The organism is Sphingomonas segetis, from assembly GCF_009720245.1.
Classification (GTDB): Bacteria; Pseudomonadota; Alphaproteobacteria; order Sphingomonadales; family Sphingomonadaceae; genus Sphingomicrobium; species Sphingomicrobium segetis.
The window spans coordinates 1-2121 of record NZ_WJSQ01000256.1; the positions used below are offsets into that span (position 1 = coordinate 1).

Annotated in this window: 2 protein-coding genes; both read right to left on the bottom strand. The window is 69.5% G+C overall.

Features of this window, described 5'->3' with window-relative positions; translation table 11 throughout:
* A partial coding sequence (locus GH737_RS14540) for a hypothetical protein (RefSeq protein WP_155265481.1) occupies window positions 1–594 on the bottom strand: 594 nt, incomplete at its 3' end.
* A partial coding sequence (locus GH737_RS15535) for a hypothetical protein (RefSeq protein ID WP_196233228.1) occupies window positions 584–2121 on the bottom strand: 1538 nt, incomplete at its 5' end. The genes GH737_RS14540 and GH737_RS15535, both read right to left, overlap by 11 nt.

The window sequence follows — 2121 nt, forward strand, 5'->3', positions numbered from 1 at the left end:
CTGCGGGTCGAAATCGCCCGCCGCCGTGGTGCCCTGCGACTGCGGCGGAGCGGCGAGCGCGGCGACATTGACCCCTGGCTCGATTGCATCCTGCGCGCCGACCGGCATCCCGGCGAGCGCGAGCAGGCCGCGCTCGAGCGGCTTGACGAGACCCGGCGCGGCGGAGCCGATGACCGTGCGATCACCGACGTCGGCGACGATCACCACCGACTCCGACCGGAGGAAATCGTCGTAGCAACGGCGCGCGGTGCCGCGCAGGGTGGCGACCTGCACGGGAAGCGGCTGACCGCACGACAAGGTGGCTTCAACCGCCGCCTGCGATCCGGAGCCGTCGACGAGCGAGCGGATCGTGCCGACCGAGCGGCTGGCGGTGACGCTCCGGCAGGTCATGACGAAGCCCGCGTCGAACTCGCCCTTCAGGGTCGCGTCGTCGTACGTGCGGTTGGCGCGGCACGGATCGCCCTGGGCGTTGCGGCCGACGTCGAGCGACCCCGCCAGCAGGCTCGGATTCGGCCGGGTCGCGCAGCCGGCGAGGATCAGGCTGGACGCGGCAAGCAGCAGGAGCGACCGCCGGGAGTGCGGATTATTGCTCATTCGCTCTCTCCTTGACCCTGCAGTTTTCGCGCTTGTCGTCGGGCGCGCACGGCTGATCGTTGGCGTCATCGACGCCCATGATGCCGAGCAGGCCTTCGTTGTTGGTGCCGACGAGCGAGTCGAAGCTGAACGCTTCGTCGTCGCCGGAGCTGACCAGGTCCTGCTGGGAAAAATCGTCGCCTGCCGCGCCGCCGCCGCTCAGCGATGGATCAGTGTTGTTGGCATCACCCGTCGGGTTGCCGGTAATGACACCCGTGGTCACCGTCCCGCCGCCGGGCAGATTGCCGCAGCCGCCGCCGGTCAGGATCAGGCATCCGTTGATTCGGCTGTTGGGAAGCGAGACGAATTGCGGCTGCACGAGGAACGCAGCGCCAATTCCCCCGACCTGGTCGATGGTGCCGAACAGCTCGAAGCCGTTCGTCTCGTCGCCGGAAGAGACGATGTTGAGGACATCGGCGTTGACCCCGCTCCCGGGCCCGCGCCCTGCGGTATTCTGGAATAGCGCGTAGTCGGCGTAGGTGACGGTGATGGTGCCGGCACTGATCACGACCGGATCGGCGTAACCTCCGGGGATGCCGTAGAGGCTGGAGCGGAAATTGCCGATCCAGTCGTCCTGGACGACGGCGGTGGACGCTGGCGAGCCGCCGGCGGTGAGGCCGAGCGGGGTGAGGAAGCCGTCGTCGAGGCCGACGCCGATCTTCGCGCCGCGCAAGTCGAGCGACCCGCCGGCGAAGATGATCCGCCCGCCGCCAGAGCTCATCGGCGCGATTCGAATGATGCTGGCAAGCGTCGCCGGATCGTTCGGGTCCGCGGCGTCGCGGGTGCCGCCGATCTGGAGCGTGCGTCCGGTGCCGGTCCCGCTCACCTCGCCGACGATGTCGACGCGTCCGGTGCCGAACAGGTTGATCCGCGTCGAGCCGGCGCCGTCGGCAAAGGCCACATTGCCCACGAGCAGGTCCTGACCGAGCGAGTCGATGGTCAGCGTGCCGGAATGAATACGGCCGAGCTCGGCTTCGGTGAGCGCAAAGGCGTCGGTCGGGTCGGCGTCGCCGAGCGCCGTGACGAGGTTGCCACCCTCGCGGTTGGTGATGGACACGTCCGAGCCGGTGATCCCGCCCAGGATGTCGAGGTCGTCGGCGAGGATGTTGACGTCGCCGGCTTGCGCCAGCACGGTTCCGACGCTCACGCCCTGCGCCGCGTCGAAGTCGATGTCGCCGCTCGTGCTCTGGACATTGCTCGCCGAGATGCCGGTCGACGACGTCAGCGAAGCGCCCGTTCCGGCAGCGAGCGTCCCTGCGGTGAGCGTGCCGGAGGCGCCTTGCTTGACGAGGGTGATCGAGCCGCCTGCCACGCCACTGGCGATGGCGAGGTCGCCGCTGGTGGCGCGGACGATGAGATCGCTGCCGCTGCCGTTCGCGGTGGCGGACGCAAGGTCGACATGGCCGCCCTGGACCGACAAATCGTGGCCGTCGAGCGGGGCGCCGAGCAGCGCGTCGGCGGCGCAGCTGGAGTCGACCGGCCCTTGCC